Annotated in this window: 5 protein-coding genes; all 5 read left to right on the top strand. The window is 55.1% G+C overall.

The annotated features are described in order from the left end of the window. Positions 1–633 precede the first annotated feature (633 nt). The 5 genes from ACFOM8_RS22385 to ACFOM8_RS22365 all read left to right on the top strand — a co-directional run bounded on the left by ACFOM8_RS22385 (position 634) and on the right by ACFOM8_RS22365 (position 5142). The gene (locus ACFOM8_RS22385) at positions 634–1992 is read left to right on the top strand and encodes a ParA family protein (RefSeq protein WP_377764583.1); all 1359 of its coding nucleotides are present in this window, start codon (positions 634–636) and stop codon (positions 1990–1992) included. Then, entirely contained in the window at positions 1989–3005 is a 1017-nt protein-coding gene (locus tag ACFOM8_RS22380; RefSeq protein WP_377764582.1) for a ParB N-terminal domain-containing protein, read from the top strand. Before ACFOM8_RS22385 ends, ACFOM8_RS22380 begins: the two co-directional genes overlap by 4 nt. A gap of 218 nt (positions 3006–3223) precedes the next feature. Beyond that, entirely contained in the window at positions 3224–4504 is a 1281-nt protein-coding gene (gene repC, locus ACFOM8_RS22375) for a plasmid replication protein RepC (RefSeq protein WP_377764581.1), read from the top strand. 48 nt (positions 4505–4552) lie between these two features. Further along, complete coding sequence (locus tag ACFOM8_RS22370) at positions 4553–4810, top strand: type II toxin-antitoxin system ParD family antitoxin (protein WP_377764580.1); 258 nt, start codon at positions 4553–4555, stop codon at positions 4808–4810. After that, positions 4807–5142 (top strand): type II toxin-antitoxin system RelE/ParE family toxin, encoded by a 336-nt coding sequence (locus tag ACFOM8_RS22365; protein ID WP_377764579.1) that lies wholly within the window; start codon positions 4807–4809, stop codon positions 5140–5142. The genes ACFOM8_RS22370 and ACFOM8_RS22365 overlap by 4 nt, the downstream gene beginning before the upstream one ends. The last annotated feature ends 80 nt before the right edge of the window (positions 5143–5222 follow it).

The following is a 5222-nucleotide window of genomic DNA, read 5'->3' as shown; positions in this document are numbered from 1 at the left end:
GACTGATGAAAGTTTCAGCGCCTTCATTGCTCTCGCCGCAACCGTCATCCGACTCCGGTGAACGTCAACACACCCTAGAGCGTGATCCTGCTAGAGCCTCAGCTGTCACCACCTCCTAGCGGTTGACACAATCCGTATCTCTTTTGTAGTCCCCTAGCCAAGGCGTCACGCCCGCCTTGGGAACATCGCGTTCCTTCGCCTTTCCAGCCGGACGGCGTTAACGACGGTGCTGACGGCAGGTTCCTCAGCCTCAGTCTAGTCGTTCACGTCCGGGTTCTTAGCCTGCAGAGCAGCCCGGGTTAACTCGGCTTACTCGAACTGGCCCCAACTCGGCCACCTGCCCTTCGAGGATCCCAAGCTATCGTGAGAGATCGACAATGTGCCGGCGCAGGGCATCAGTAGAACCAGCGTCTCGATTCTGTCGTCCGAAAGCGGGCTCTTGCAACTTGATGTCGGCACCCTTCACGAGGGCGACGAACGTCCCAAGCAATCTGCCACGCGTTGCCAATCGTGCCTTCAATTGGACGCCTAACCGACAAAGGCGCATGGTATCTTCCGTTTTAGCGAATAATAGTGCTACTATTGGTATTGAAACGAGTCGCACTCGGAATCAGTCGAAGTCGAGGCAGCTACATGAGCGGTAGTCTAGAACAGTTTTTGACCGACCTGTCACGGGGGCTGGAGCGCACAATGGTCGCCGTCAACAAAGAACTAACGTTGCGCCATCGGATTAAGCGTACGTGGTCGATGCGCCAGTGCGCACGCTTCCTAAACGTGAGCATACAGTATTTAACCAAGTTCGCTAATGCCAGCGAGGACTTTCCAAAGGGTGAGTACATTGGCCGTGAGCGCGTTTTTACGCTTCACGAATTGATGTATATGCGTGCGCTTCTTGCGGCGTCGGCCAAGCGCCCGTTCGATTACCTAGCCTGGCGCAAACCCGACGATCCGCTTCCTGTGATCTCCTTCGCCAGTCAGAAGGGTGGCACAGCCAAGAGCCTCAGCGCAGCGCATTTCGCGCAATATCTAAGCCTACACTACGGCATGCGGGTTGGCGTAATGGACGCAGATCCTCAAAGCACCATCACGCTGTATTTCGTCGGCGGTGAAGCACTATCGCAAATGCCTACCGAAGAAACGCCTTCGATGGTGGATTTTGCGGGGCTGTTCCAATCTGAGGATGCGCCTTACACGGATCATTCGCCTGAGAAGCTGGACAGTTTTTTCCTAAAGACATCTTGGCCTGGTCTGCGCCTGATTCCTGCACACGGGGAGACCTCTGAGGGCGAAATTCAGATTGCCCGCTTAGTGCGTGAGGCCCCTGCCGGGAAGAGTTTCTATCGCTACCTCAGAGACGCGATCGATCGCTGGAAGACGGCACATCCGCCAGTAACCGCTCCAAATGAGATTGTCACAGATGGGAAAGTTGATCGCGCCCGCCTAGAGCATGCGTTGCATGAAACGCTCGACTGCATCATCATCGATTACCAGCCGGCGTTGACGCTCTTTCAGCTCAACAACGTGATAGCATCTTCATCGCTCGTAATTCCGCAAACGATGAAGGGTTTCGATATCGCCACGCTGTCGACCTTCGTAACCGGGTTGCTCGGCATGTTGCAGCATATCTTGGCGCATGAGCGGATTGAGATCGGGTCTGGCGCCAATATGCTTCTGCCCACCATCGTGCAACGGTCCAACGGACAAGATCTAAACCACATCGGGAACCTGCTTGAGCAGTGCCCCACAGAAATCTTACCGGTGTTTTACCTGCGATCAGACGCAATCTCCAACGCGTCTGATGTCTATCAATCGGTCTACGAATACGAACCTGATACGCCTGGCAAGCGCAAGGGTATCAACCGGTTTATAGAGAACGCGGATGCGGTCAACGACGCGATCATTAGTCGGCTTTGGCCCGGGCTAGAGCGTGGATACGCGAATGCTTGGATGAACGAGTTTTACGATGATGACGGCGGAGAGAATGCGGCATGAAGCGGAGCATCCCAAGATCTTTGGTTTCAAAAGCAATGAGCCAGTCGTCTGAGCCGAAAGACACCCCAGACGTGAACGCCCAGAAGGCTGGGACAGGTTCAAATTCGGCGGTCTTTAAAGGCGCGGGCAGCGCTTGGAAAGCAGGTGCTCTTGCGCAGTCTCAAGCGGCGGTCGAGCAGGGCAGGGCTCAGTTGGTCGAGGATATCCTGCGCGGTCGTCACGAACTGCAACTTACGCCCGATCAGGTTGACGATCCCATTGGCTCCGATCGTCGTGGCGACTGGATGGATCAGGAGGCCTTCCGAACGCTGCTAAGCAGTATCGAGGTCAATGGGCAAGACACACCTATTTTGGTTTGGCCGGAAGACCCGCAATGGAAGCCCGACCCCCTTGACCCAACAAAGGTTGAGGGTGTTCGCTTTATGATGCTGACCGGCCGGCGGCGACACGCAGCGGCGCACATGCTTGGGCGGAAAGTTCGAGCGATTTTGGCGCCGCCGGACAAACGAAACGGTGACAACTCGCAGTTTGAGATGCTCTTCCTTCGGTTCCGGGAGAACGAGGAGAGAGAAAACCTGAGCGCCTTCGAACGCCTGCTGGCGATAGGTGAAATGTTCGAAGCGCTACGGCAGTCCGGTGAGAAGATCACTGCTGTAGCATTTGCCACTCGTATCGGTGTGCATGAAAGCATCGTGTCGCGCGCGAGAGCGGTTTTTGCAGCGCGCGATGAGATCTTGAATGCGTTCAAGAACGTCTACGCGATGAGTTTCCAAGACCTTCAGAAGGCAATGGCCAGCGTTGAGGCCAAGCCGAAGAAGCAAGCTCAAAAGCCGCCCTCTAAGATTACGGCAAAGCGTAAGATTGGCAGCCGGAACCTGTCGCTTACGTCCGCAAACGGGAACCTGTCGATCAAGGCTGCAAGCGTGCCGCTGAGCCAGAGAAAGCTTGAAGAGTTGGGCGATCTGATCGCCGACTTTTTGACAAAGAACAAGGAGGCGCCAATGTCGAACTGAGGCTGGCGCATGCGCGAATCCCACCGTTGAGACAACGAGCGAAGGAACAAATGTGATTTAAAGGCAAAAGAAAAGCCCCCAAGCTGAGGGCCTGAGAGCTAATCTAAGTGGTTTGGTCACCCTAAAGATAAGTCTCTCTCGTCTAACTGTCAACGACGAACGCCGCCTCGGCGAACGGCTTTCTTTTGCCTCCGCACAGATGGAGGTGAAATACAGACATGAAACATACAGGTTGGCGCAAGCCAACACCGGGTCTTGGGATTGCAGAGCAGCTTGCCCACGCCGGTGAACGGATAGACGTACCCAAGACACGGGCCTTCTTGGCAATCAAACGCGTGGCAGCACATATCGGCCTAAAAGCCGGGGACATTATGCTGCTCGATACGCTCGGGGCCTTTACTCAAGCTCAGGACTGGGAGCAGGGACAACGTCCGATCGTCTGGCCGTCAAACGGCTACCTGATGGAGCAAACAGGCTTTTCTCTCTCGACGCTCAAGCGCCATGCACGGCGCCTTGCCGAGAGCGGCGTGATTGCATTCAAGGACAGCCCTAATGGAAAACGTTGGGGAAGACGGAACCTGGACGGCGTTATCGTCGAGGCCTACGGTTTCGATTTGTCGCCGCTAGCGGCACGTGCCGAAGAGTACGAGCTGTTGCACGCCGAACTCCAGGCTGAGCGTAACCTATCTCAGCGGCTGAAGCGTCAGATCACAGTTGCTCGTCGTATGATCCGCGCTCGCATAGACGCGGCTGTCAGTGGTGCCCTGCAAGGGCCGTGGTTGCAGCTTACCCGTGCCTTTGAGCGCCTTTTGGCCCGACTTCCACAGCGGAATCCGACCTCTGAGATCCTTGAGCTGCTGTTGAGTTGGTTCAAAAAGCTACAAGTGTGTGTAGAGCGAGCTTACCTTAAGGCAACCTGTGCAAATTTAGATGTGGGAAACACGCTCAACGTCGATCCGCAACTGACAACAAAGACACGAATAATGAACCCCAAGGAGGCCCCTTCTGAACCCCACATACTAATTACAAATCAACTTAATCCTGTACTTAGTAATCCCTCAGAAAAGGACACAGTGGCCGATGTCTTGCCTGAGGTCCACGCCGAAGAACATGCTTATAACCAACCGAAAGATTGCCTTTTAAAGGATCGCAACAATCCAGCAGTATTGGATCTAACAAGAATCATACAGGCTTGCCCGGAGTTCGCCGCGTGGGCGCGCAATATAGGCGAGACACTACGTAACTGGAGCGATTTGCATCGAGTTGCTGGCCAACTTAGGCCGATGATTGGTATTTCCCAACATGCTTGGGACATCGCGCAGAACCGACTTGGCAAACAGGTTGCGACAGCGGCCTTAGCACTCGTCTTCGAGAAGTACTGCACAGGCGAAGTGGCATCGCCCAGTAGCTATCTGCACGGAATGGTTAAAAAGGGCAGGACAGGGGAGCTGCACCTCGAGCGCAGCTTCTATGGAAGGCTAGGCGGTATAAGACATTGATAGGCAGGATACGTTGGCATATATTGCCAACAAAAGGGAGACTGTCACATGGTAACACGCAATGTCGTTCTGACCGATAAACAGGATCAGTTGGTCCAGGCTTTGGTGGCATCTGGGCGCTACCAGAATGTGAGCGAAGCGATGCGCGCAGGGCTCAGGCTCCTCGAACAGGAAGAAGCCCAACTTGCTGGGATCCGGCAAGGGCTTCTTGAGGGATTGGCACAGGCAAAGGCGGGTAATCTGGCCGAAGGCAGCGGCGAAGATGCAATCCGCCGGGCTTTTCGGCGCGCTCGGACCTCCTCATGATGCGATCCTTGCGGCTGACGCGGCGAGCGGAAGCAAGCCTTGTCGAGATTGCCACGTGGACCAAGCAGACCTTCGGGCGTGCACAAGCCGATTTATATGAAGCTGAGCTTCTTGATCGCTGTCAGGCGATCCTGAATAGACAGGCCCATAGCAGGAGTTGCGCCATTCTGGTGGATGATGCAGACGACCTGCGCTTCGTCCGGGCAGGTGAGCATTTCGTTGTATTCTTGGATCATCCAGACGAAGTCATCATCGTCGACATCCTGCATTCCCGCAGCAATCTGCCCCGCCATGTGGCTGCGCTGAAGGCCCTGAAGGATGCTGACTCCTGATCTGGGCTTTGTTGCACAAATCGGCTGCTGATCGGACTTCCCCTTTCCCCGGACAGATTTATCCTGCGACCTCTGTGATG

Origin of the sequence: Paracoccus angustae (assembly GCF_042648745.1) — a bacterium.
Taxonomy (GTDB): Bacteria; Pseudomonadota; Alphaproteobacteria; order Rhodobacterales; family Rhodobacteraceae; genus Paracoccus; species Paracoccus angustae.
The sequence above is the reverse complement of the archived record's forward strand: the minus strand, read 5'-3'. Positions and strand labels throughout refer to the sequence as shown.

What these genes read in the sequence shown, in the direction of transcription:
- ACFOM8_RS22365 (WP_377764579.1), top strand. Translation starts at nt 4,807, where the DNA reads ATGATGCGATCCTTGCGGCTGACGCGGCGAGCGGAAGCAAGCCTTGTC.
- repC (WP_377764581.1), top strand. Translation starts at nt 3,224, where the DNA reads ATGAAACATACAGGTTGGCGCAAGCCAACACCGGGTCTTGGGATTGCA.
- ACFOM8_RS22380 (WP_377764582.1), top strand. Translation starts at nt 1,989, where the DNA reads ATGAAGCGGAGCATCCCAAGATCTTTGGTTTCAAAAGCAATGAGCCAG.
- ACFOM8_RS22385 (WP_377764583.1), top strand. Translation starts at nt 634, where the DNA reads ATGAGCGGTAGTCTAGAACAGTTTTTGACCGACCTGTCACGGGGGCTG.
- ACFOM8_RS22370 (WP_377764580.1), top strand. Translation starts at nt 4,553, where the DNA reads ATGGTAACACGCAATGTCGTTCTGACCGATAAACAGGATCAGTTGGTC.